Source organism: Phytohabitans sp. LZ39, from assembly GCF_059359075.1.
This window is the reverse complement of sequence record NZ_JCADBM010000021.1, coordinates 60055-83552: the sequence shown is the minus strand read 5'-3', so window position 1 is coordinate 83552 and position 23498 is coordinate 60055. Positions and strand designations below refer to the sequence as shown.

The window sequence follows — 23498 nt, the reverse complement described above, 5'->3', positions numbered from 1 at the left end:
CGCGCCCAACGCAGGGCAGCGCTTTACTGTCGATAATTCATGCCTGTCTTCGGCAAGACCCGAAAGTCGTTAACGGCACGTATGCAAGGTCCGAAGCCCGGGCTTCACCGTAGGTGAGCGTTGCAATAGCTGCAAGTTGCAAATGAGGTGGACCGATTGGCGCGGGTATACATCACGTGAACGACATGTTCGTGGCGGCGGACGAAGGGTGAGTTTCACATGATCGAGACGCGTTATGCACCGTCGCTGATCGGGCGACAGCGCCATCTCGATCGCACCCGTGAGTGGATCGCCACTCTCGCCACCGGTCGTGGTCGCGCCGCTTTGGTCGAAGGCGAGCCGGGAATCGGCAAATCGTCTCTCATGCGGGCCGCGGCCGACGACGCCAAGACGGCCGGCTGCCAGGTCTTCTGGGCCGCCTGCGACGAGCTCAGCCAGGCCTTCCCCCTCCTGCCCCTCGTGGACGCCCTCGGATCCGCCTCGCTCGACCGCGGTCCCGCCAAGATTGCCGAGCTGCTGCGCACCGAGTCCTCCCCGGGCAACAGCGTCGATCAGGTCGCCGCCGCGACCGAGCGCCTGCTTAGCCTCGTCGACGAGCTGTGCGCCGACTCCCCGGTCCTGCTCGTGGTCGACGACATGCAGTGGGCCGACCCCGCGACCGTGCAGACCCTGGGCCGCTTGGTCCGCACCGTGCACCAGCTGCCGCTGCTCGTGGCCGGCGTGATGCGGCCGGTGCCGTTCCGCGAAGACCTCAAGGCGCTGAGCCGGTCCATCAAGCCGGCCGACCGCCTGCGCCTGCACAGCCTCTCCGACGCCGAGGTCGCCCGGCTCGTGGAAAAGGCGGCCGGCGGCCGCCCCGGTCCGCGCCTGCTCCAGCTCGCGGCGGGCGCGGCGGGGAACCCGCTCTACGTCACGGAGCTCGTCGACGCGCTGGCCCGCGGCGGTGCGCTGACCCTCGGCGACGGCCTTGTCGAGGCGACCGGCACCCGCACGCCTGGCTCGCTGGCGGCCGCTATCGCGGACCGGGTCGAGTTCCTCTCCGCGCCCGGCCGTGGCCTACTCCGCGCCGCGGCCCTGCTGGGCGTCGACTTCTCCGTCTCCGAGCTCGCCATGGTCTCCGGCCAGAGCGTGGGCGAGCTGATGCCGGTCCTAGACGAGGCGATCCTCGCCGGCGTGCTCCGGGAAAACGACTTCGCGCTGGCCTTCCGCCACCCGCTGATCCGTGCCGCCCTCTACGAGGAGATGCCCGCCGCCGTCCGCGCCGCCTGGCACCGCGACGCCGCCCGCGCGCTCGCCCGGGGCGGCGCACCCGCCGAGCGGGTCGCCCGGCAGCTGCTGCCCGCGTTCCAGGGCGACGGCTCGGCAGGTGTCGCCGACGAGTGGATGGTGCAGTGGTTGGTCGACACCGGCCAGCGCCTCGTGGCCCGCGCGCCGGGCGCCGCCATCCCGCTGCTGCGGCGGGCGGTGGCCGCCATCCCCGCCGGCGTCGCGCCGCACGACCTGCTGGCCTGCCGTTTGGCCGACGCGCTCTACAAGTCGGGTGACTCGGCCGGCGCAGCCGAGGTGGCTACCGGCGCCCTGGAGTACGTCACGCGCCCCGACCACACCGTCGACCTGCACTGGACTCTGACCCAGTGCCGCGCGGTGGAGGGGCGCACCGAAGAGGCGCTTGTCGCGCTGGAGCGAGCGCTGGAGGCGCCCCTCGCTGGCACCCGACACCGGCTCGAGGTGCTCAAGGCGCGGACGCTCTGCATGCTCGGCCGGGTCGACACGGCAGGCCAGGTGGCGGATGCCGCACTGCGTGGGGCCACAGAGGCGGGTGACCGCTGGGCCATCGGCTGGGCGCTGGGCACGATGATCGTGGTGCACGGCATGCGCGGCGAGCCGGCGCAGGCCCTGCCGCTGTTTGAGCGGGCCCTCGCTGTGGCCGAGACCGAGCCGGGCCTCACCGACCTGCGGCTCAGCCTCCAGCTCAACCAGGCCGCTGCCCTGGCCAACGTCAACCGGTACGACGCCGCCATTCCTGCCGCGATGCAGGCCCGGCAGATGGCCGACGAGGTCGGCAACCTGGTTCGGCTGGGCCAGGCCCAGAGTCTGCTCGGCGAGCTGCTCTTCGAGACCGGCCGGTGGGATGACGCCCTCGCCGAGGTAGACGTCCTATCCAAGGTGTCCAAGGCCCCGTCCGTCGAGTGTCTTGAGCTGGGCATCGCCGCCAAGATCCGACTGCACCGGGCCGACCCCGCGGCCGCTCGCCACCTCGCCGAGGCCGAGCAGCACGCGGCCCGACTGGGCGGCTGGGTGATCTGCGCGTTGGCGCTGGCCAGGAGTCTTGAGCGGGAGCAGTCCGGCTCGGTGAAGGAAGCGCTCGCCGTGCTCATGGACGGGCCGCTCGATACCGAGGAGATCGAAGAGTCGGCGGGCCTCCTCGCCGAGGCGACGCGCCTGGCGATCGAGATCGGCGACAAGCGCACCGCGCGCATGCTGGTCGAGCGCGCCGAGTCCATGGCGGGGGCCTCCGACGTGCCACACCAGCTGGCCGTGGCGCCGCACTGCCGGGGCCTGCTCGACCGCGACCCCGACCTCCTGCTCGCCGCCGCCGAGCACTACGCCGCCGCCAGCCGCCCGCTGCCACGGGCGCAGGCCCTCGAGGCGGCCGGTGCGGCTCTTGCCGAGCGGGGCGACCTGGGCGGCGCGCGCACCCACTTCACCAGCGCGTACGCGATCTACACCGAGCTGGGCGCCGAGTGGGATCTGGCCCGCACGCAGGCTAAGTTCCGGGCGTACGGGATCCGTCGCGGCCCGCACGCGCGGCACCGCCGGGCGGACACCGGGTGGGACAGCCTCACCCCGACCGAGATGAAGGTCGCCGGGCTGGTGGCCGAGGGTCTGTCCAACCCGCAGATCGCGGCGCAGCTCTTCCTGAGCCGGCGCACCGTGCAGACGCACGTTTCGCACATCCTGGCCAAGCTCCAGCTCCACTCGCGCACCGAAATAGCGCGGGAGGCGAGCCTTCGTGGCGCCAGTCTCGAGCCGGTATCTTGACGGCTGCTGCTCACGCTCCGTGACGACGACATCTGAATGGCAACCGTCTTAACGAGCGTTTTGCGCGATCCTGCGGGTTAACGGCGCGGAAACACACTGCGCTTCGCAAGTGCTCCGAGCAATTTGCATGAATTGCGATACGGCATTCCCGCGTCGCATTCGCGCGGGGAAAGCCGGGATCAGCTCGCGTCGCGCTGCCGGGGGACGCGGGCTCGCGGCACCTCGAGCAGCTCGTCGATGTTGAAAGGTCCGCCCATCGTCAGGCGGTGTTGCTGCATGTGCGCCCGAAGCCCGGCCTCCCAGGTGGCCTGCTCGATCTCCGGCGGCGCCACCCAGCGGTGCGAGTTGTCGCTGTAGTGGAGATCCTCGTCGCCACGGTGCATCACGCTCACTGACCAAGCCTGGTCGCATCGTGGGCCCAAGAAATCCGCCACCTCAACGACATCGGAAGGCGATGACGCGGGGGTGGCGGATATCAAGTATGCGCAGGTCAGACGGTGGGTACGCACGTGTTTACCGGGCGTGGCTCGACCCGGTCGGCGAGCCGGCGGAGCGTCGCGGCGGCCCGCAGGCGCATCGACTCTCCTCGCTGTCGCGGCGGCCGCTCGGGCGCCGTGCGGGCGTGCGGGCGGGCGGACAGCACGTGGTGTTTGGTGGCCTTGTCCGCCAGGATCATCGCGGTCGGGTCGAACATCAGATGCTCCCTGTGTACGCGGGGCCGGTGGAGGCCCGGACGATGAGTTCGGTCGGCAGGACGACGCGCCGCCGCGCGGGGTCGTCCGGCGGGTCGAGCAGCAGCCGCCCGGCGATGCGGCCCCGCTCATGGGCCGGCTGCCGGACGGTGGTCATGTGCGCCTGCGCCGCGTCGGGGATGTCGTCGAACCCGATCACCGAGACGTCGCGGCCGGGCCGCAGGTCGCGCGCGGCGAGCGCGTCCAGGACACCGAGGGCGAGCAGGTCGGTCGTGGCGACCACCGCGGTCGGGCGGGGCGAGCGGTCCAGCGCGTGCGCCGCGGCGGCCGCGCCGTGCTCCCGGCTGTTGCCGGCGGCGCTGATCGTGATCACGTCGGACCAGGGCAGCCCCGCGTCGGCGAACGCGTCCCGGTAGCCGGTCAGGCGCTCGCGGCTGACATACGACCCCAGCTCCTCGACCGACGGCACGGTGACCTCGCCGGTGCGGCGGTCGGGGGAGATGTAGTCGGCGACGATCGCCACCCGGCGGTGGCCCAGGCGCATGAGGTGCTCGCCGGCGGCGCGGGTCGAGGCGACCTCGTCGATGCCGACGAAGAGCGAGCCGAAGCGGTCGGAGTTGACCACCGGGAGGCCGCGGGCCCAGGCCGCCTCCATCGCCTGGTACCACCCCGGGACGCAGTAGACGACGAAGCCGTCGACCGCCGCGTTGCGCACCGCCTCGAGTGCGCCCTGGTCGTCGTCGCGGAGCGGCACGAGCAGCAGCCCGGTGCGGTTGTCTTCGGCCACCTCGGCCAGGCCGCGCAGGAACTGCACCGCATAGGGATCTGTGAACGCGATCGACAGCGCGGTCGTGAACAGCACGCCGATCGCGCCGGCCCGGCCGCTGCGCAAGGAGCGGGCGGTGGGGTTGGGACCCGAGTAGCCCAGGTCGCGGGCCGCCTCGAAGATCTTTTCGCGCAGCTCGGGTGAGAGCTGGTCGGGCCGGCTGTACGCGTTGGAAACCGTGCTGCGGGAGACGCCGACCCGGTCGGCGACGGTCTGCAACGTGGGTTTCATGGCCGGCGGCCCTTCTGTATCGATCCAGACGTTCTAAATCGATACAGTACTCCTCACCGAAGAAACCGCAACCCCTGTGTCGAGCCACACCGCGCTCCGCGTCGACGGGTGCTGCGGCAGGCGGTTGGTCAGCGCGACGAGGATGAGGGCGACCACCCCGACGGCGATCCGGCGCCGCCGGCGGCGCGCGTCGCACGCATGCCACCAGGCCACCGCCGCCTCGGCCAGCGGTCCGGCCTGCGGCCGCTGGGTGGGGTCGAGGTGCGGCGCGAGCTTGAGCGCGATGCTCGTCGCGACCTGGTGTTGCGGAGGCGGCGGGGGTGGCGGATCGACCGAGCCGGTCGACCAGACCTGCACCTCGACCGGCCACGCCTCCTCGAGCGACTCCAGCGGCAGCAGGTCAGGCGCGCGCCAGCTGTCGGCCCGCCGGGTGAAGGCGCGCCGCAGGTACACGTCGACGGCGTCCGCCTGGCGCAGCCTCCGCTGTAGCCGCAGCCAGCGCCACCGGACCGCGACGTCGGTGAGCACGTCGGGGTACAGGTAGTCGGCGTCCTGCTCCGTACCGACGACCCGGGCGGCGTCCCGCCGGAGGTCGTCGAGGTGGTCCTCGACGAACTCGATGTACTCCGGCGGTGGCTCCCACGAGATGCGCGGCAACAGACGGGGCATCGTGGCCTCCCTTGGCCCGTCGCCTTATCGTCCCGCCTCCCGCCGGGGAAGCCAAGCACGTCCCGCCTCGCGCCGGCGAAGCCAAGCTCTGGATCGGTCGAGGACCTCAGGTGAAGGACGGCTCCGCCGGCATCGACATCGGCTCGCCCGTGTTCGGGTCGTAGCAGAGGTAGCGGCCGTTCGCGTGGATCCAGCCCCAGATGTCGTCGAGCGCGAGTGGCAGCCCGCAGTGCGCGCAGGTGGACTCCGCCGGTGTGGCGGACGCCGGCGGAGTCACTGAGGGTGTCCCGTCCGTCACTGCATTCCCCTCCAAGTCACAGCCTCTGAGCTGGGCATCCGTCCATCTTGCGGCATCGCGGCAACAGGTGCATCCGCAGCACGCCCCCCATGTGATCAATGATTCGACCCGGCTGGCAAGTTCCGTACCTCCGCGGGGTCACCCGTCCGGCGCCGTATGGCTGAAGAGTTGGTTTGACGTCCCAACTATTGACGGCTGTTCCATCGAGGCTGTCGAATCTGGCGCATGACTGGTGCGCACCTGACCCGCCGGAGCCTGCTCGCCGCGGGCGCCGCCGGCATCGCGGCTCAGACCCTTCCCGCCGACCCGGCCAGCGCCGGCGGCTCCCACTACACCTGGCGCAACGTGGAGATCGTCGGCGGCGGCTTCGTCCCCGGCATCGTCTTCAGCCAGAGCGAGCCCGGCCTCGCCTACGCCCGCACCGACATCGGCGGTGCCTACCGCTGGGACCGCCGCCGCGAGCGGTGGATCCCGCTGCTCGACTGGGTGGGCTGGGACCAGTGGGGCTGGACCGGGGTGGTGAGCCTCGCCACCGACGCGGTCGACCCCGACCGGCTGTACCTGGCCGTCGGCACGTACACGAACGACTGGGACCCCAACAACGGCGCGATCCTGCGCTCCCGCGACCGCGGCGCGACGTGGAAGGCGAGCCCGCTGCCGTTCAAGCTCGGCGGCAACATGCCCGGCCGCGGCATGGGCGAGCGGCTCGCCGTCGACCCGCACCGCAACAGCGTGCTGTACCTGGGCGTGCGCGGCGGCCACGGGCTGTGGCGGAGCACTGACTTCGGCGCGACGTGGGCGCGGGTGGAGTCGTTTCCCAACCCCGGCGATTACGCCGACAACCCGGCCGACGCGAGCGGCTACTCCAGCGACAACCAGGGCGTGCTGTGGGTGGTCTTCGACCCGCGCACGGGCGGGCGGCGGCGCCCCACCCGCACTATCTACGCGGGCGTGGCCGACAAGGAGAACATCCTGTACCGCTCCACCGACGCGGGCGCGACGTGGGAGCGGGTGCCGGGCCAGCCGACCGGGTACATCCCGCACAAGGGCGTGCTCGACCACGCCAGCGGATACCTGTACCTCGCGACGAGCGACACCGCCGGCCCGTACGACGGCGGCAAGGGCGACGTGTGGCGGCTGGACACGGCGACCGGCGAGTGGGTCCGGATAAGCCCGGTGCCGTCTACGGACGCCACGTTCGGCTACAGCGGCCTCACCGTCGACCGCGGGCGCCCCGGCACGCTCATGGTGGCGACGCAGATCTCCTGGTGGCCGGACGTGGTCTTCTTCCGCAGCACCGACTTCGGCGCCACCTGGACCCGCGCGTGGGACCACGTCGGCTGGCCGGACCGGACCAACCGGTACGACATCGACATCTCCGACGCGCCCTGGCTGACCTGGAACGCCTCGCCCGCGCTCCCCGAGCAGGCGCCGAAGCTGGGCTGGATGACCGAGTCGGTGGAGATCGACCCGTTCGACTCCGACCACCTGCTCTACGGCACCGGCGCCACCATCTACGGCACCCGCAACCTCACCGACTGGGACACCGGCGGCACCGTGCACATCTCGGTGCGGGCCCGCGGGCTGGAAGAGACCGCCGTCCTCGACCTGATCAGCCCGCCCACCGGCGCGCACCTGCTGTCGGCGGTCGGCGACGTGGGTGGCTTCGTGCACCACGACTTCGCCAACCCGGGCCTGATGTACGCCAACCCCACGCTCGGCAGCACCACGAGCCTCGACTTTGCCGAGCTCGCGCCGGCCGTGGTCGTGCGGGCCGGCAACGGCAACGCCCCGCGCTTCGGCCGCTCGACCGACGGCGGCGAGACCTGGACCGCGGCCGCCACCGAACCGACCGGCGTGACCGGCGGCGGCACGGTCGCGGTGAGCGCCGACGGCGGCCGCGCGGTGTGGGCCCCGGCCGGCGGCACGGTCAGCTGGACCGCGGACGGCGGCGCGACGTGGACGCCTTCGGCCGGCGTCCCCTCCGGCGCGACCGTCGAGTCGGACCGGGTCGACCCGGCCCGCTTCTACGCGTACGCGGCCGGCACCTTCTACTCCAGTGTGGACGGTGGCGCGACCTTCGCCGCCACGGCGGCGACCGGCCTGCCGGCCGAGGGCAACGTGCGCTTCAAGGCCCGCCCCGGCGCGGCCCGCGACATCTGGCTGGCCGGCGGCAACACCACCGGTGGCGTCTACGGCCTGTGGCACTCCACCGACGGCGGCGACTCGTTCACCCGCGTGTCCAAGGTGGACGAGGCCGACGCGGTGGGCTTCGGCAAGGCGAAGTCGAGGGGCGGCTACCCAGCGGTCTTCATCACCGCCAAAGTGCGCGGCGTCCGCGGCATCTTCCGCTCGGACGACGCCGGCCGCCACTGGACCCGCGTCAACGACGACCGCCACCAGTACGCCTGGACCGGCGCCGCCATCACCGGCGACCCACGCGTCTTCGGCCGCGTCTACCTGGCCACCAACGGCCGAGGCATCATCTACGGCCAGCCGTGAGCCGTCGTCGCTCCGCAAAAACCTAAAGGGATTTGAGCTACCGCGATGTTCGTCGTGGTCCCGGCCGTTGCTCCCGCGGCCTCGCCCGTTCGCTGCTGGTCGCGGTTACCGCGGCCTCCGGCGGGAGCGCTCCGGACCATGAGGATGGGGGTGCCATCCCGACACCCGTCGACCCGCAAGACGCAAGCAGGTCAAAGCCCGGGGGCGACGGCGTCGGGTGCTGGTTGTGGCGGCCGTCCGGGGTGGGTGCCCCGGGCCGTCGCGCCGCCAGGCGCCCAGCGTTTGTCCACATTGTCTGCTGCCGGGTTGTCGGGTGGGATGATCGTCAGGGTTTGTTTGCTCTGAGTCACCGTCGCAGGGGGGCGGGCGGCCCGAATTCCAGATCTTGGAGAGTTTGGGCGCCATATCAACCCCGAGTCTGCTAGATCTCGATGCCGCCCCCTCCTCGCGGGTGACACTGTGTTACCGACACGCGGGGCGGCGGGCGGATCCCTTGCCGGGCGGTGCGCGGGCTGGGATTGGGTGCGGCGGGCTGGGCCTACGTCGGATCGTCCCGCCCAAGCGTGGGAATCGGGGTTGAGCTTGAGTGGCGTTGGGGTCGGATCGGTGGTCCTGCGGCGTTACCCATCCGCCCTTGGTAGGGGCGTCGCCTCGCGACGCCCGGGGGCTTGCGCCGCGGACATGGCAGCGGAGGCCGGGGATTTCGGCTCGCTCCGCGAGCCGCCGGCCTCCGCGCTCTCCGGCGGGAGCGACGGTCCGCAGGTGACGCGGCCCGGGTAGGCGGCTTTGTCTTGGGCGAGAATAGGGGCGCCGATCCGCGAGCCAGATGGCCACTGGTGCGCTATCTTAGTCGGCTGAGCACCAAAAAAGGGCAGCGCAAGCTGCCCTCCACGTCGGCAAGTATAGAACACCAGGGAGCCGCTTTGTCAAGCAACTCCGCGGAGATTTCCCACGAGCAGGGATACGTCTCGGCTCTCTATCGACGGCTGGACGAGATGCGCGAGCAGTCGGCGCGCCGCCTCGCGACGTTGCTGCGCCAGACCGGCGGCACGCCGCAGGCGAAGACCGAGCGGGACAGCGGCGTCGCCCTGTACACGGATCAGGTGGCGCAGTACGGCGCGGTGGAGGCCGGGCTCTGCTTCGGCCGCCTCGACTTCGAAGACGAGCGGGCCGTGCCGCGGTACGTCGGGCGCATCGGGATCTTCGACGAGGCGCACGACCACGGTGCGCTCCTGGTCGACTGGCGGGCGCCGGCGGCGCGGCCGTTCTACCTGGCCACCGCGGCCTCGCCGGACGGCGTGCGGCGGCGCCGCCACATCCGCACCCGCCGGCGCACCGTGGTGGGGCTCGACGACGAGGTGCTCGACCTGGAGGCGGCGCGCGAGTCCGTCCACGAAGGACTGACCGGCGAGGCGGCGCTGCTCTCCGCGCTGTCCGCGAGCCGCACGGGCCGGATGCGCGACATCGTCGAGACCATCCAGGCGGAGCAGGACCGGATCATCCGGGCGCCGCTCGACGGCGTGCTCGTGGTGCAGGGCGGGCCGGGCACCGGCAAGACGGCGGTTGCGCTGCACCGGGCGGCGTACCTGCTCTACACCCACCGCCGCGAGCTCTCCACCCGCGCGGTGCTGATCGTGGGGCCCAACAAGACCTTCCTGCGGTACATCGGCCAGGTGCTCCCGTCGCTCGCCGAGACCGGCGTGCTGCTCGGCACGCTGGGCGACCTGTTCCCGGGCGTGGTCGCGCGGCGGTCCGAGCCGGACGAGGTGGCCGAGATCAAGGGGCGGCCGGTGATGGCCGACGTGCTGGCCGCGGCGGTGCGTGACCGGCAGCGGTTGCCCGACGAGCCGCTGCCGATCACGCTCGAGACGGCGGCGCAGGGTGAGACCCTGTTCCTCCAGCCGGCGACGGTGCGCGCGGCGCGGGAGCGGGCGCGGCGCTCGGAAAAGCCGCACAACCTGGCCCGGCAGGTCTTCGAGACGGAGATCGTGCACGCGCTCGCGGCCCAGCTCGCCGAGAAGATCGGCTTCGACCCGTACGCGCACGACCCGCTCGGCGAGGGCGACGCGCCCGGCGAAGAGATCATTTTCGACGAGGCCGACCTCGCCGAGATCCGGCGCGAGCTGCGCAAGGAGCCGGAGGTGCTGGGCACGCTCGACTGGCTGTGGCCGATCCTGACACCCCAGCAGCTGGTGGCCGGCCTCTTCGCGTCCGACAAGCGCCTCGCGGTCGCTATCGAACACCTGGGTGAGGACGCGGCGAGGCTGCGACGGGATCCGCGCGGCGGGTTCACGCCGGCTGACGTGCCCCTCCTGGACGAGGCCGCCGAGCTGCTCGGCGAAGACGAGGCGAGCAAGGCGGCGCTGGCCGAGCGGCTGCGGCTGGCCCGCATCGCGTACGCCGAGGGAGCCCTGGAGATCGCCCGCGGCTCCGTGTCGATCGACGCGGAAGACGAGGTGGAAAACGAGATCCTCTCGGCCACCGACATCATCGGCGCGAGCGAGCTGGCCGAGCGGCACGAAGACGGCGAACGGCTGACCGCGGCGCAGCGGGCGGCGGTCGACCGCACCTGGGCGTTCGGGCACGTGATCGTCGACGAGGCGCAAGAGCTGTCGCCGATGGCGTGGCGGCTGCTGATGCGGCGCTGCCCGAGCCGCTCGATGACCGTGGTCGGCGACGTGGCGCAGACCGGTGACCTGTCCGGCACCTCCTCGTGGGACGGGATCTTCGCGCCGTACGTGGCGGACCGCTGGCGGCTCGCCGAGCTCAAGGTCAACTACCGGACGCCCGCAGAGATCATGGCGGTGGCGGCCGAGGTGCTGGCCCGCATCGACCCGGCCCTGGAGCCCCCCCGCTCGGTGCGGCAGACCGGCGTCGAGCCGTGGTCCCGCCCGCTCGAGCCGGCCCAGCTGCCCAAGGTCGTGCTCGACGAGGCCGTCGAGGTGGGCGACGGCCGGCTCGGCGTGATCGTGCCGGCCGGCCGCCTGGCGGAGCTGGGCCCGCCGATCGCGGAGGCGGTGCCCGAGGTGGTGCTCGGCGCCGAGCCCGACCTGGAAAAGCGGGTCGCCGTGCTCACCGTGCGGCAGGCCAAGGGCCTGGAGTTCGACGCCGTGGTCGTGGTCGACCCGGACGCGATCGTCGCCGAGTCCCCGCGCGGTCAAAACGACCTCTACGTGGCTCTCACGAGGGCGACCCAGCGGCTCGGGATCCTGACAGCGAGCTGACCGCGCCGACCACCAGGTCCCAGAACCGGTCGACGTCCAGGTGCAGTGCCACCTGGGCGTTGTCCGGTTCACCGGTCTTGTGGTGTAGGTCGACCACCGTGGCGCCGCGGGTGTGCGCGCCGGTCAGCTCGACCGCGACCGGCGCCGCCACGCACGCCACCAGCGACGGGTCGATCACCCGCGCCACCGCGATCGGGTCGTGCAGCGGCGGGTCGGGCAGCCCGAACACCCGCTCGTACGCGGAGCCGAAGAACGTCATCAGCGCCACGCAGGCCTCGGCCAGCGGCGTGCCCAGCGCCCGGAAGCGGGCCACCACCTCGGGCGTCACCAGCGCCTGGTGGGTCACGTTGAGCCCGATCATGGTGACCGGCAGGCCGGAGCGGAACACGAGGTCGGCCGCCTCCGGGTCGACCGCGATGTTGAACTCGCCGTACGGGGTCATGTTGCCCCGCCCGGTCGAGCCGCCCATCAGCACGATCTCGCGGATCTTGGGAGCCACCTCAGGGTGATCGCGGAGCAGGGTGGCGACGTTGGTGAGCGGGCCGGTGGGCACGAGCGTGACCGGCTCGGGGTGGTCGAGCAGCAGCCGCCGCGTCAGCTCCACGGCGTGTTCGCCGGCCAGCGGCACGGTCGGCTCGCCGAACGCGGGCCCGTCCAGCCCGCTCACCCCGTGGATGTCGTCGGCGATCCGCAGCTCGTCCACGAGCGGGCGGTCGCACCCGGCCGCCACGGGTACCCCGGAGACGCCGGCGATCGTGCATACGCGGCGCGCGTTCAGCGTGGCCTTGTCCAGGGTCGTGTTGCCGGCGACCGTGGTGATCGCCAGCAGGTCGAGGTGAGGGTCGGCGGCGGCGAGCATGATAGCCAGCGCGTCGTCGTGCCCAGGATCGCAGTCGAGGATCATCGGGATAGCCACGGTGGCTATTCTGCGCCGAGTGGAGATGTGGGACGTCGCGGTCGTCGGTGGAGGGCCGGCCGGCCTGTCCGCCGCGTATGCCGCTGCGCGGGCCGGGGCGCGCACCGTCGTGCTGGAGAAGGCAACCCACCCGCGGTACAAGACGTGCGGCGGCGGCCTGATCGGCACCTCGCTCGCCGCGGTGCGCGAGCGGATCGACGTGCCGGCCGACGACAGCGTCCACCGGGCCACGTTCACGCTCGACGGGCGCCGCGAGGTGCACCGGGCGGGCGCGGCACCGTTTCTGGCCATGGTGCGCCGCGAGGCGTTCGACCACGCGCTGCGCAAGGCCGCGGCCGACGCGGGGGCCGAGGTCCGCGAGCGGGTCACGGTCCGCGGCCTCGACGACACCGGCGGCCACGTGGTGGTCCGGCCATCCTCTGGTACACCCATCGCCGCGCGTGCCGTGATCGGCGCCGACGGGTCGTCGGGCGTCACGGCCCGCCACGTGGGCGTCGCCTACGCGCAGGTGGATCTCGGCCTGGAGGTCGAACTGCCGATCCCGCCGCCCCTGCGCGAGCGGTGGCGGGGCCGGGTGCTCATCGACTGGGGCCCGATCCCCGGCTCGTACGCGTGGGTATTCCCCAAGGGTGACCGCCTCACCGTTGGTGTGATCGCCGAACGCGGTCAGGGTGGGGCCACCAAGGCATACCTGCGGCGCTTCGTGGAGCGGCTAGGCCTGGCCGGCATCGAGCCGGTGCACGACTCCGGCCACCTCACCCGCTGCCGGACCGAGGACTCGCCGCTGCGCCGGGGCCGGGTGCTCGTGGCCGGCGACGCGGGCGGCCTGCTGGAGCCGTGGACCCGCGAGGGCATCAGCTTCGCACTGCGTTCCGGCGCGTACGCGGGGGAGGCCGCCGCGGCCGGCGATCCGAGCCGCTACGAGTCCACAGTGGAGGCCGAGCTGGGCCCGGAGATGCGGGCCGGCCGGCGGTTGCTGGCCGCCTACACCCGCCGGCCGGGCGCGTTCCACGCGCTGCTGGCGACGCCGGTGGGCTGGCGGCTGTTCGCGAGGTTCTGCCGGGGCGAGCCGGTGTTCGTGGACGCGGTCGCCCGCCGCCCGGTCCGTGGCGCGCTCTCGATGTTGGCCCGCTGACCCGCCGGCACCGGCGGCGCTCACCGGGCTCATCGTGGACCGGCCCGGGCGGTGTGCCGTGGTCGTTCGTGTTCGGCCGGGGGCGGCGGTCGGCGTCGCCGCGCTCGTGGCGGCGCGCCCGGGTCTTCCTGCGCCGCGCCCGAGCGCGTGCCCGGCGGCGGCCGCCGGATCGACCGCTCGCGCCGGCGCGCTCGTGAGCCGCGGGTAGGCGTCATTTGCCCGAGGCTGTGGCAATTTTGTCCCCCTGTTCGCGCGTAACGGTTTGAAAACCCTGCGGAGGCTCTTGCGCTTTGACCCGCGCTTCAGTAAGAAATATTACCACTAACAGTTAACTTTCTTTTCTGAAGGGCTGGCCTGATGGTCGAGCGCGAGGTGGACGGGCACGCGCCGACGGCGGTGGTCGACGCATCGGTGATACCCACCGTGCGGGCGAAGCTGCCGGAGTTCACCGGAGCGCTCCAGCGGGTGGCCGAGCTCGTGCTCGCCGATCCGGCGAGCGCGGCGCGGTCCACGATCGTCGAGCTGGCCGAGCGGAGCGGCACCTCGCCCGCGACCGTCACCCGGTTCTGCCGGGCGCTCGGCTTCGAGGGGTACGCCGACCTGCGGCTGGGCATCGCCGCCGAGACCGGCCGGGCACGTGCCGCCGGCTGGAGCGTCGACATCGGTCGCGAGATCGGGCCCGGCGACCCGTTGGGGAAGGTGCTCGAACAGGTCATGGCGGCCGACACGCGCGCCATGCACGACACGGCGGCGCTGCTCGACCTGTCCGAAGTGGAGCGTGCCGCGCAGGCCATCGCCGGCGCGACGCGGGTCAGCATCTTCGGCGCCAGCGGCAGCGCGCTCGTCGGTGAGGAGATGCAGTTCAGCCTCCACCGGATAGGTGTGGCGGCGTGGGCGTGGACCGACGTCCACAACGGACTGGCCAGCGCGGCGCTCTCCCGGCCGGGCGACGTGGCGCTGGGGATCTCCCACAGTGGACAGACCCGGGAAACCATCGAGATGCTCGCCGAGGCCGGCGGCCACGGCGCCACCACCATCGCGCTCACCAGCTTTCCCCGCTCGGCCCTCGCCGAGCTGGCCGACGTCGTGCTCCTGACCGCCACGCAGGCGACGACGTTTCGGCCCGACGCGCTCTCCGCCCGCCACCCGCAGCTCGTCGTGCTCGACCTGCTCTACGTGGCGGTCGCGCAGCGCACCCATCAACGTTCCCACGCGGCCTTCCAGCGCACCGCCCAGGCCGTGGGGCCCCACAAGGCCGCCAAAACCGGCGGCCTGGACTGAACCAACTCATCACCCACATTGGAGGATCCGTGAGACACAGGATCGCTATCGCCGCGGCACTCGCCGCGACGCTGCTGGGCGCGGCCGCGTGCGGCGGCTCCGACGACAGCGGGGCCAACGACACCTCGGCGCAGGCCCTGGACGGCAAGGGCAAGACCATCAAGGTGTGGCTCATGGTGGACGCGCAGTCCAGCTGGAAGGAGGTCGTGGAGGACGCGAACGCCCGGTTCACCGCCGCGACCGGCGCCAACGTGACCGTCGAGTACCAGCAGTGGGCCAACCACCTCACCAAGCTGGACGCAACCCTCGCCGGCAACGACGTACCCGACGTGGTCGAGCTCGGCAACACCGAGATGCCCAAGTACGTCTTCAGCGGGGCCTTCGCCGCCATCGACAAGACGCGCTTCGAAAACTCGGCCAACTGGCTCCAGGGTCTCTCCGGCCCGTGCGAGCTGGATGGCAAGACGTACTGCGTGCCGTACTACGCCGGTGCCCGGGTGCTCATCTACCGCACCGACCTCTTCGACGCCGCCGGCATCAAGCCGCCGACCAGCTACGCCGAGCTGACCGCCGCCGCCGACGCGCTGAAGGCCAAGAACGGCAGCAACAAGAAGTTCGCCACCTTCTACATGCCTGGCGCGTACTGGTACGCCGCGATGTCCTGGGTGTACGCCGAAGGTGGGCAGATCGCCAAGAAGGACGGCGACAAGTGGAACGGCACGCTCTCCGACCCGCAGGCGCAGGCCGGCCTCCAGAAGTGGGCCGACCTGGTGAAGAACTACTCGGGCGGCGACGTGACGAAGGACGAGAACGACCAGGCCGCGATCTTCTCGCAGGGCGAGTCGGCGATGTTCTACGGCAACGGCTGGGAGGTCGGCGCCGCGCAGGAGCAGCGCAAGGACCCGAACGACCCGAACTCCGCGCTGGTCGCCACCAAGGTGAAGGGCAAGGTCGCCGCGGCGCCGATGCCGGGCATCCCGTCCTTCCTCGGCGGCTCCGACATCGGCGTCACCGCCAAGAGCCAGAACCAGGCGCTCGCCGCTGAGTGGATCAAGTACTTCACCGACACCAAGGCGCAGGAGGCGCTGCTGGCCAAGGCGGTGCTGCCGAACGCGACCAACCTGCTCGACAAGGCCGCCACCGTGAAGGGCAACGAGGCGACCGCGCTGGCCGCGAAGAGCAGCTGGTTCGTGCCGATGGCCGAGAAGTGGGCGGACGTCGAGAAGGCGGCCGTACTCCAGCAGATGCTGCGCGACATCGTCACCGGCAAGAAGTCGGTGGCCGACGCGACCACGTGGGCCGACGGCGAGATCGAGAAGACGCTCAACGGCTGACCCGGTGCCGCGCCGCCCGCTCCGGCGGGCGGCGCGGCCTCCCTGCAAGGCCGCATCCGCCGCCGCGGTGGTCGCCGACGACGGTGGCGCGGATGTGGCCCGGTAGCTCAGAAAGGAGAGCGATGCACGCCGTCGACAGCCCGGCGACCGCGCCACCTGTGCCGGCGCCCACCGCGCCGTCCACACCCGACCGACGCCGGGCACGCCGTCGGCGGCGTCCCCAGTGGACACCCCTCTTCCTCGCCCTGCCCACGCTGGTCGTCCTGGCCGGGCTGCTGGCGTACCCGATGGGTCGCATGCTCGTGCTGTCCTTTCAGGACATGACGCTGCGGCACCTCTTCTCCGGTACCACCCCGCCGTGGGTCGGCTTCGACAACTACACGCAGATCCTCACCGACGGCGTCTTCTGGAGCGTCGTCCTCCGTACCGCCATCTTCACGGTGGTCTCGGTGGCCGTCTCGGTCGTGCTCGGGCTGGCGGTCGCACTGCTGATGCAGCGGGTCAGCAACGGCATACGGATCGCCATGGTGATCGTCATGATGTTCGTCTGGGCCATCCCGCAGCTGGTATCCGCGCAGATCTTCAAGTGGATGGTCGACGCCGACTTCGGCGTGCTCAACTACATGATCGACCAGATACCGGGCGTCGACTTCGCCAACCACAGCTGGTTCGCCGACCCGAAACAGGGCTGGATCGTCATCACGACCCTTGTCGTCTGGGCCGGCATCCCGTTTCTCGCGATCACCCTCCACGCCGGGCTCACCCAGGTGCCGCAGGACATGCGCGAGGCGGCGCTGGTCGACGGTGCGACCTCGTGGCAGACGCTGCGCACCATCATCCTGCCCATCCTGCGGCCGCTGCTGGTCATCGTCACCACGCTCTCGGTGATCTGGAACTTCGGCCTCTTCACCCAGGTCTGGGCGTTGCGCGACGCCAAGCCCGAGCAGGAGTACCAGACCCTCGCCACGTACGCGTTCACGCAGGCGTTCGGGCGCAACGAGTACAGCCTCGGCTCCGCCATCTCGGTCATCACCGTGCTGCTGATGCTGGGCGTGATGGCGTTCTACGTACGGCAGATGTTCCAGATCGGAGACGTCGACTGATGTCCACTCCACGCTCCCAGCGCACCCGCGCCGGCACGGTGGCGGCGAACACCGTCGGCGTGCTCTTCATCGTCGTGATGGCGTTTCCCGTCTACTGGGTGCTGAACACCGCGTTCAAGCCGGCGTCCGAGGTGCTCTCGTTCACGCCCTCCTTCCTCCCGCAACACCCCACATTGGACAACTTCAAGTCGGCCATCAAGGCGCCGTTCTTCCTGGTCGACCTCCGCAACGGCCTCATCATCACGTCCACGGCGGTAGTCGGCGCGATCGTGGTCGGCTTTCTCGCGGCGCTGGCGATCGCCCGGTTCCGCTTCTACGGCCGGCGGGCGCTCATCATGGTGATCCTCGGCGTGCAGCTCGTGCCGTTTCTCTCGCTGCTGATCCCGCTCTACCTGATGCTCAACCGGGCCAACCTCACCAACAGCCTGATCGGCGTCACCGTGACCTACCTGGTGCTGATCCTGCCGTACACGGTGTGGATGCTGCGCGGCTTCATCGCCGCGGTGCCGCGCGAGCTCGACGAGGCCGCGCTCGTCGACGGGTGCAGCCGGTGGCAGACCTTCTACCGCATCATCCTGCCGCTGACCGGGCCCGGCCTGGTGGCGACGTCGATCTACGGGTTCATCCAGGCGTGGAACGAGTTCATCATCATCAACACGCTCAACAACCCGGAGACGCAGAACCTGATGGCCTGGCTACTCCAGAACCAGACCCAGCGCGGCACCGCCTGGGGCCCGCTCATGGCGGGCGCCCTCATCACGTCGCTGCCGGTCGTCGTGTTCTTCCTGCTGGTCCAGCGCAACATCACCGTCGGCCTCACCGCCGGTGCGGTCAAAGGCTGAGAAGGACCGCTATCCCCGGTACGGGGGAGCGACGCCCCAGCCCCACTTCGGCACCGGGGCCCGCTGGGGCGGACGGGCGCCCGGCTGGCTGTTCTGCACCGCCAGCCGGGTGCCCCACTCGACGTAGCCCGCGAACGCCGCCCGGAACTCCGGGTCGTCCGGCAGCCCCACCTCGTCGGCCGCGTCCATCAGCAGGCTGACCCAGCGCCGCCGCTGCGGCTCGGTGATCGCCTTGCCGAGGTGCTGGCTCAGCATGTGCGGGTAGCCACCCCGCTCGGCCGTGTACGCGGCCGGCCCGCCGAACACCTCACCGAGCCAGAGCGCCACGTAGCGCGGGTGATCCTTGTCCATGTGGGCGAAGAGCGGCCGGAGCAGGTCGTCTTCGACGACGCGCCGGTAGAACGCCTCGGTGAGCCGCGTCAGCGCCTCGGTGCCGCCGGCCCATTCGTACAGTGTCGGTGTTTCCCCCATGGGTACACCCCAACACGCCCCGCTACGGTGATCAAGTACGCACCATCCGGTAAGGAGGCCGCGATGGCCACCAGATACCACTGCCCGGTCGAACTGACCATGGACGTGGTCGGCGGCAAGTGGCGCCCCGTCATCCTGGCCCACCTGAAGGAGGGCGTCCACCGCTACGGCGAGCTACGCCGCCGGATGCCCGACGTGAGCGAGAAGATGCTGGTGCAACGCCTGCGCGAGCTGGAGGCAGACGGCCTGGTGAGCCGCCACGAGCGCGAGTCGAGCCCGCCCTGGGTCGAGTACCGCCTGACTGACGAGGGCCACAGCCTGGCCCCGGTGCTCCAGGCCATGTACGACTGGGGCGCCGAGCGCGCCAAGCGCACCGGCTCGAGAATTGTCGATCCGCCGGCCTGACCGTTCGGACTGTCAGCCTTTGTAAGGGCTTGTTGTGTAGACGACGCGCCGTGTCCGGAACGGGTAATCCTGAAGCGTCACCGATCGCAAGCCCTCAGGAGAACTCGTTGACGGTTGTCACCTTGATCGTTATGTCGCTCGCATTGATTTGCGCGATCTTTGTCGCCGCCCTGGCTGCGACATATGTGTGGTCCTCGAACGCCGACCGTCGTAACCGCTCGCTCCGGATGGTGTTGCTGCTGCTCGGGGAGATGTCGATCCGAGCGCTGCCTACCCGGCGGGGATCCGGTCGCTACGGACAGTGTTGTTGTGGTGCTGAGTCCGTCACCTGGGAGGTGGATCATCAAACGGACGAGTGAATCATTCAAGAATGGCACGGTAAGGCTGTTTCAAGATCTCTTTTTCGTGGCTAGCGTATTGCCGCAGTCGCGTTCTTGCGACGCCACGGACCCCGATGATTTGGATCAACTTGTGTCGCAGTCTCTTCCGCTTGACAGCGGGGAGCCAGTCTTATCTTTGGTAAGCGCGATCCGCCAGTTGCACCGCCGGGCGGGAGAGCCGAGCTCGCGCGACGTGATGCGCCGGATCGGTCGTGGCGTGCTCAGCCACACGACGATCAATGCGGTGCTCCGCAGCCAACGTGTGCCCCGATGGGAACCGTTGCAGCATGTCGTGGCGGCACTGGATGGCGACGTCGAGCGTTTCCGCTCTTTGTGGATTAAGGCTCGAGACGCCGAAGAGCAGACGCCCACCGCATGCGACCGGCCAGTTGCTGCCACGGCCCCCCTCGTGGGCAGGGTGCCGGAGACCGACCTGCTGCGTGGTCGGATAGTCGAGGTCGCCGGAGGACGCGGCGGGGCGATGCTGATCGAAGGCGATCCGGGCATCGGCAAGTCGTTCCTCATGCGAGCCATGTCGACGTACGCCGAGACGCTCGGGTGCCGCACCCTCTGGGCGTCGTGCGACGAGCTGAGCCAGGCTTTTCCATTGCTGCCTCTCCTCGACACCGTCGACGGGTCGGTGCCGGTCGAGGAACGTATCAGCCCGCCGGCCGCGACCGTCTTCCAGTCCGACCCCGCACCGGCGGACCGGATGGACCTCGTGGCGGCCGCGACGGAGCGCATGTTGGCCATCATCGACGAGTTGTGCGCCTCGACACCGGTGACTCTGGTGGTCGACGATGTCCAATGGGCGGACGCCACGACGATGGTCGCGTTGCGGCGGCTTGTGCGCATGGCGCGACGCCTGCCTCTCCTGCTGGTCATGGCCGCACGCCGGATTCCACGCCGGCGCGACCTCGGTATCCTGCGCAACGCGCTGCCGCCCTCCGGCCGAATCAGGCTGGATGGCCTGTCAGATCCTGAGGTGGTGGAGTTTGTCGCCGGGACGGCCGGTCTTCGTCCCGGCCCTCGCCTGACCACGCTGGCTCGGACCGCCGCCGGAAACCCGCTGTACCTCACCGAGCTGATGGCCGCGCTCGCCCGCGGCGACGCGTTGAGCACAGTGGACGGGTACATGGAGGTCACGGGGGATTGGGCGCCACGCTCCCTGGCGGCCGCGATCGCCGATAGGCTGGAGTTCCTGTCCAAGCCAGCACGGGAGGTCTTGCGTACCACCGCGTTGCTGGGGGCCGAGTTCTCCGTGACCGACCTGATGACGGTGCTCGGTCGGGGCATCAACCAGTTGCTACCGATGCTCGATGAGGCCATCGACGCAGGTGTGTTGCGGGAAGACGGTCCGCACCTGGCGTTCCGGCACCCCCTTCTCCGCACGGCGCTGTACGAGGAGACGCCACATGCGGTGCGGGCGGCTTGGCACGGTGACGCCGCGAAGGCGTTGGCAGGCGCCGGCGCCCCGCCCGAGCGGGTGGCACGACAGTTGCTTCCCGCGGGCGAGTCCGACGCCGCGGACCACTGGACCGCGGAATGGCTGGCTGGGTCGGCGCACGAGCTGATCGGGCGCGCCCCGCACGCGGCGATCCCGCTGCTGCGCCGGGCGGTCGCCCGGGGGCCAAGTGGCAGGCCGCACCACGACCTACTGTGTTGCCGTCTCGCCGACGCGCTCCGGCGGACCGGTGACATGGCGGGTGCCGCGCGGGTGGCTCGCGAAGCCGCAGCGCGAACGGCGGATCCGGATCTCCTCGTTGATCTATTGTGGACATTCGCCGAGACGCAGGTGGTCGCTGGGCACCCGGAGGCGGCGTTCGTGGCGCTCGATCGGGCGCTCGCCGGATCGGCTGTCGAGGTGCGGCACCGTGCTCAGCTGATGGTCATCGCTGCCCGCATACGGAGTGGGATTGGCCAGGTGGAGATTGCTGGGGAGCTGGCGGGCAAGGCGCTGGACGCCGCCACGGCCGCAGAGGATCTCCCGACGACAGCCCGTGCACTGAGCGCCTTGGCGGCCATCTGCGGAATGCGAGGAGACGAGGCAGAGTCGCTGCGCCTGTGCGAGCGCGCGCTGGCAATCGCGGAGGGCGACGCCACACTCGCGGACTTGCGGCTGACACTCCAGACCAACAAGGCGGCCGCGCTCTGCAACATGGACCAGTGGTCTGAAGCGCTCGACGTTGCAGAGCGGGTTCGTGAGTCGGCAGACCTCACAAGCAACGTCCTGCGGCTGGGGTACGCCAGGTGCCTTCTTGTCGAGATCCTGTTCAACATCGGTAGGTGGGATGACGCTCTGGTAGAGGCGGATCTGGTTCTCGACAGTCAGCCGGACGTGGAAAGCGAGGCGATGGTCCTAGGCCTGGTGGCGATGATCCGTGCCCACCGTGACAGCGATTTCGACGGTCGCGACCTGCCCGACCACGACTGGCGCCCCTACGGCGGCCGGGTGGTGGTGCACGTTCTCCTCGCAAGGGGCTTGGCGCACGAGCGGGCGGGCCAGCCGGCAGAGGCGCTGCGGCTCCTGACGCAGGGCCTCGCCGAGTCGGAGGAGGCGACCGTGGTGGCGGACCTGCTCGTTGATGTCGCTCGCCTGGCGGTGACTCTGGATGACCAAGCGGCGATCCGGACCATGCACCATCATGTCGAGAACCTCGCGCGCAGATCCGCCGGATTGGCGTTCCACACGCTCGCGCCGCACTCCATCGGTCTTGCCGCGCGCGATCCGGTACAGCTGAGCGCGGCCGCGCGGCGGTACGCGGCGGCTGGACGGCCCCTACCGCAGGCGCAAGCGCTCGAGGCCGCGGCAACCGCGCTCGCCGACGGGGGAGACGTTGCCGGCGCCCGCGCCCACCTCGACGAGGCGCGCGAAATATACGCGGCTCTCGGGGCGGAGTGGGATCTTGCCCGCACCGCCGCGCTGCTCCGCTAATACGTGTCGAGGACGATGACCGGGTTGGCGAGGAGCATCGGGTCGAAGGAGCGGAAAGCGTAGGTGTCGAGGACGATGACCGGGTGGGCGAGGAGCATCGGGTCGATGGCGACTGCCTGGAGCATCAGCACCTGGAGCGCGGTGGCCACCAGCAGGGCGGCGCCGGCGGCCAGCGCCAGTGAAAACGCGAGCGACGTGCGTACATAGGACATACGCAGGGTTGTACCCGCGACCGCGGCGCGCCGGAAGAGTAATGCGTGAATGCGTATCAGGCGACGTCCGCGGCTAGCGCACGGACCACCGCGGAAGGGCTCTGGCGGCCCAGGCGCTGGGCCATCCACAGGCTCGTGCGGACCAGCGCGGGCAGGTCGACGCCCGTCTCGATGCCCAGGCCGTGCAGCTGCCAGACGAGGTCTTCGGTCGCGAGGTTGCCGGTGGCGCTCTTGGCGTAGGGGCAGCCGCCCAGGCCGCCGGCCGAGGAGTCCACTGTGGTCACACCGGCTTGTAGAGCGGCCAGCGTGTTGGCGAGTGCCTGTCCGTACGTGTCGTGGAAGTGCACGGCCAGCCGGTCCGGCCCGACGCCGGCGTCGGCCAGGGCGCGGATCAGCGCGCTCACGTGGCCAGGGGTGCCGACGCCGATCGTGTCGCCCAGCGAGAGCTGGTCGCAGCCGAGGCCAACGAGGCGGCGGGCGACCGAGACGACCTGGGCGATCGGGACCTCGCCCTCCCACGGGTCGCCGAAGCACATCGACAGGTAGCCGCGCACGCGCAGGCCCTCCGTGTGGGCGCGCCGCACGACCGGCTCGAACATGGCGAGCGACTCGTCGACGGTGCGGTTGAGGTTGCGCTTGGCGAACGTCTCGGTGGCGCTGCCGAAGATGGCGACCTCGCGCACGCCGAGCGCCAGCGCGCGGTCGAGGCCACGCTCGTTGGGGACGAGCACCGGGTAGCGCACACCGGGGGCGGGCGCCAGGCGGGTGAGCAGCTCCTCGGCGTCGGCGAGCTGCGGCACCCACCGCGGGTGGACGAAGCTCGTCGCCTCGATCACGCCGAGTCCGGTGGCGGCGAGCCGGTCGAGGAACTCGAGCTTGACGTCGACCGGGACGATCGTCGACTCGTTCTGGAGGCCGTCGCGCGGGCCGACCTCCCAGATGGTCACGGACATCGGCAGCCCCGGCATGGGCACCCGCTGCGGGCTCAGCATGTCTGCAA

At 71.0% G+C, this 23498-nt stretch carries 20 protein-coding genes; 11 read left to right on the top strand and 9 right to left on the bottom strand.

Annotated elements, in window-relative coordinates; genetic code table 11:
* Positions 1 to 219: 219 nt before the first annotated feature.
* The gene (locus tag AC5L36_RS33225) at positions 220 to 3042 is read left to right on the top strand and encodes an ATP-binding protein (protein WP_441223906.1); all 2823 of its coding nucleotides are present in this window, start codon (positions 220 to 222) and stop codon (positions 3040 to 3042) included.
* Between the two features lie 179 nt (positions 3043 to 3221).
* On the opposite strand, the gene AC5L36_RS33220 is transcribed toward AC5L36_RS33225, so the two are convergent.
* The 5 genes from AC5L36_RS33220 to AC5L36_RS33200 all read right to left on the bottom strand — a co-directional run bounded on the left by AC5L36_RS33220 (position 3222) and on the right by AC5L36_RS33200 (position 5737).
* Positions 3222 to 3434 (bottom strand): hypothetical protein, encoded by a 213-nt coding sequence (locus tag AC5L36_RS33220; RefSeq protein WP_441223905.1) that lies wholly within the window; start codon positions 3432 to 3434, stop codon positions 3222 to 3224.
* A 98-nt stretch (positions 3435 to 3532) separates the two neighbouring features.
* Positions 3533 to 3736: a hypothetical protein gene (locus AC5L36_RS33215; protein ID WP_441223904.1), complete on the bottom strand. Its 204-nt coding sequence runs from the start codon at positions 3734 to 3736 to the stop codon at positions 3533 to 3535.
* Positions 3736 to 4791 carry a LacI family DNA-binding transcriptional regulator gene (locus AC5L36_RS33210; RefSeq protein WP_441223903.1) on the bottom strand — a complete coding sequence of 352 codons (1056 nt, stop codon included), beginning with the start codon at positions 4789 to 4791 and terminating at the stop codon, positions 3736 to 3738. The genes AC5L36_RS33215 and AC5L36_RS33210 overlap by 1 nt, the downstream gene beginning before the upstream one ends.
* Positions 4792 to 4824: 33 nt before the next feature.
* Complete coding sequence (locus tag AC5L36_RS33205) at positions 4825 to 5460, bottom strand: hypothetical protein (RefSeq protein WP_441223902.1); 636 nt, start codon at positions 5458 to 5460, stop codon at positions 4825 to 4827.
* A gap of 106 nt (positions 5461 to 5566) precedes the next feature.
* Positions 5567 to 5737 carry a hypothetical protein gene (locus AC5L36_RS33200; RefSeq protein ID WP_441223901.1) on the bottom strand — a complete coding sequence of 57 codons (171 nt, stop codon included), beginning with the start codon at positions 5735 to 5737 and terminating at the stop codon, positions 5567 to 5569.
* A 246-nt stretch (positions 5738 to 5983) separates the two neighbouring features.
* On the opposite strand from AC5L36_RS33200, the gene AC5L36_RS33195 reads away from it, so the two are divergent.
* Positions 5984 to 8260 (top strand): WD40/YVTN/BNR-like repeat-containing protein, encoded by a 2277-nt coding sequence (locus AC5L36_RS33195; protein ID WP_441223900.1) that lies wholly within the window; start codon positions 5984 to 5986, stop codon positions 8258 to 8260.
* A 923-nt stretch (positions 8261 to 9183) separates the two neighbouring features.
* Positions 9184 to 11484, top strand: coding sequence for a HelD family protein (locus AC5L36_RS33190; RefSeq protein WP_441223899.1), 2301 nt, complete (start codon positions 9184 to 9186; stop codon positions 11482 to 11484).
* Here the strand turns inward: AC5L36_RS33190 and AC5L36_RS33185 are convergent.
* Positions 11441 to 12400 (bottom strand): nucleoside hydrolase, encoded by a 960-nt coding sequence (locus tag AC5L36_RS33185; RefSeq protein WP_441223898.1) that lies wholly within the window; start codon positions 12398 to 12400, stop codon positions 11441 to 11443. The two genes, AC5L36_RS33190 and AC5L36_RS33185, sit on opposite strands and share 44 nt — an antisense overlap.
* Positions 12401 to 12419: 19 nt before the next feature.
* Between AC5L36_RS33185 and AC5L36_RS33180 the strand changes: the two genes are divergently transcribed.
* From AC5L36_RS33180 to AC5L36_RS33160, 5 genes are all read left to right on the top strand, one after another.
* Positions 12420 to 13535 (top strand): geranylgeranyl reductase family protein, encoded by a 1116-nt coding sequence (locus AC5L36_RS33180; protein WP_441223897.1) that lies wholly within the window; start codon positions 12420 to 12422, stop codon positions 13533 to 13535.
* Between the two features lie 357 nt (positions 13536 to 13892).
* Entirely contained in the window at positions 13893 to 14816 is a 924-nt protein-coding gene (locus AC5L36_RS33175) for a MurR/RpiR family transcriptional regulator (RefSeq protein ID WP_441223896.1), read from the top strand.
* A gap of 29 nt (positions 14817 to 14845) precedes the next feature.
* On the top strand, positions 14846 to 16150 hold the full coding sequence (locus AC5L36_RS33170; protein ID WP_441223895.1) for an extracellular solute-binding protein: 1305 nt from the start codon (positions 14846 to 14848) through the stop codon (positions 16148 to 16150).
* A gap of 122 nt (positions 16151 to 16272) precedes the next feature.
* The gene (locus AC5L36_RS33165) at positions 16273 to 17253 is read left to right on the top strand and encodes a carbohydrate ABC transporter permease (protein WP_441223894.1); all 981 of its coding nucleotides are present in this window, start codon (positions 16273 to 16275) and stop codon (positions 17251 to 17253) included.
* Entirely contained in the window at positions 17253 to 18095 is an 843-nt protein-coding gene (locus AC5L36_RS33160) for a carbohydrate ABC transporter permease (protein WP_441223893.1), read from the top strand. The genes AC5L36_RS33165 and AC5L36_RS33160 overlap by 1 nt, the downstream gene beginning before the upstream one ends.
* 9 nt (positions 18096 to 18104) lie before the next feature.
* Here the strand turns inward: AC5L36_RS33160 and AC5L36_RS33155 are convergent, their stop codons facing one another.
* Complete coding sequence (locus AC5L36_RS33155) at positions 18105 to 18566, bottom strand: group II truncated hemoglobin (RefSeq protein ID WP_441223892.1); 462 nt, start codon at positions 18564 to 18566, stop codon at positions 18105 to 18107.
* Between the two features lie 63 nt (positions 18567 to 18629).
* Between AC5L36_RS33155 and AC5L36_RS33150 the strand changes: the two genes are divergently transcribed.
* From AC5L36_RS33150 to AC5L36_RS33140, 3 genes are all read left to right on the top strand, one after another.
* Positions 18630 to 18971 carry a winged helix-turn-helix transcriptional regulator gene (locus tag AC5L36_RS33150; RefSeq protein WP_441223891.1) on the top strand — a complete coding sequence of 114 codons (342 nt, stop codon included), beginning with the start codon at positions 18630 to 18632 and terminating at the stop codon, positions 18969 to 18971.
* 107 nt (positions 18972 to 19078) lie between these two features.
* Positions 19079 to 19330, top strand: a complete 252-nt coding sequence (locus tag AC5L36_RS33145) for a hypothetical protein (RefSeq protein ID WP_441223890.1) — start codon at positions 19079 to 19081, stop codon at positions 19328 to 19330.
* A 217-nt stretch (positions 19331 to 19547) separates the two neighbouring features.
* Positions 19548 to 22286, top strand: coding sequence for an ATP-binding protein (locus tag AC5L36_RS33140; RefSeq protein ID WP_494909497.1), 2739 nt, complete (start codon positions 19548 to 19550; stop codon positions 22284 to 22286).
* Here AC5L36_RS33140 and AC5L36_RS33135 read toward each other — a convergent pair.
* Both AC5L36_RS33135 and AC5L36_RS33130 read right to left on the bottom strand, forming a co-directional pair.
* Positions 22283 to 22498, bottom strand: a complete 216-nt coding sequence (locus AC5L36_RS33135; protein WP_441223888.1) for a hypothetical protein — start codon at positions 22496 to 22498, stop codon at positions 22283 to 22285. The genes AC5L36_RS33140 and AC5L36_RS33135 overlap by 4 nt on opposite strands.
* A 56-nt stretch (positions 22499 to 22554) precedes the next feature.
* Positions 22555 to 23490, bottom strand: a complete 936-nt coding sequence (locus AC5L36_RS33130) for a hydroxymethylglutaryl-CoA lyase (RefSeq protein WP_441223887.1) — start codon at positions 23488 to 23490, stop codon at positions 22555 to 22557.
* Between the last annotated feature and the right edge of the window lie 8 nt (positions 23491 to 23498).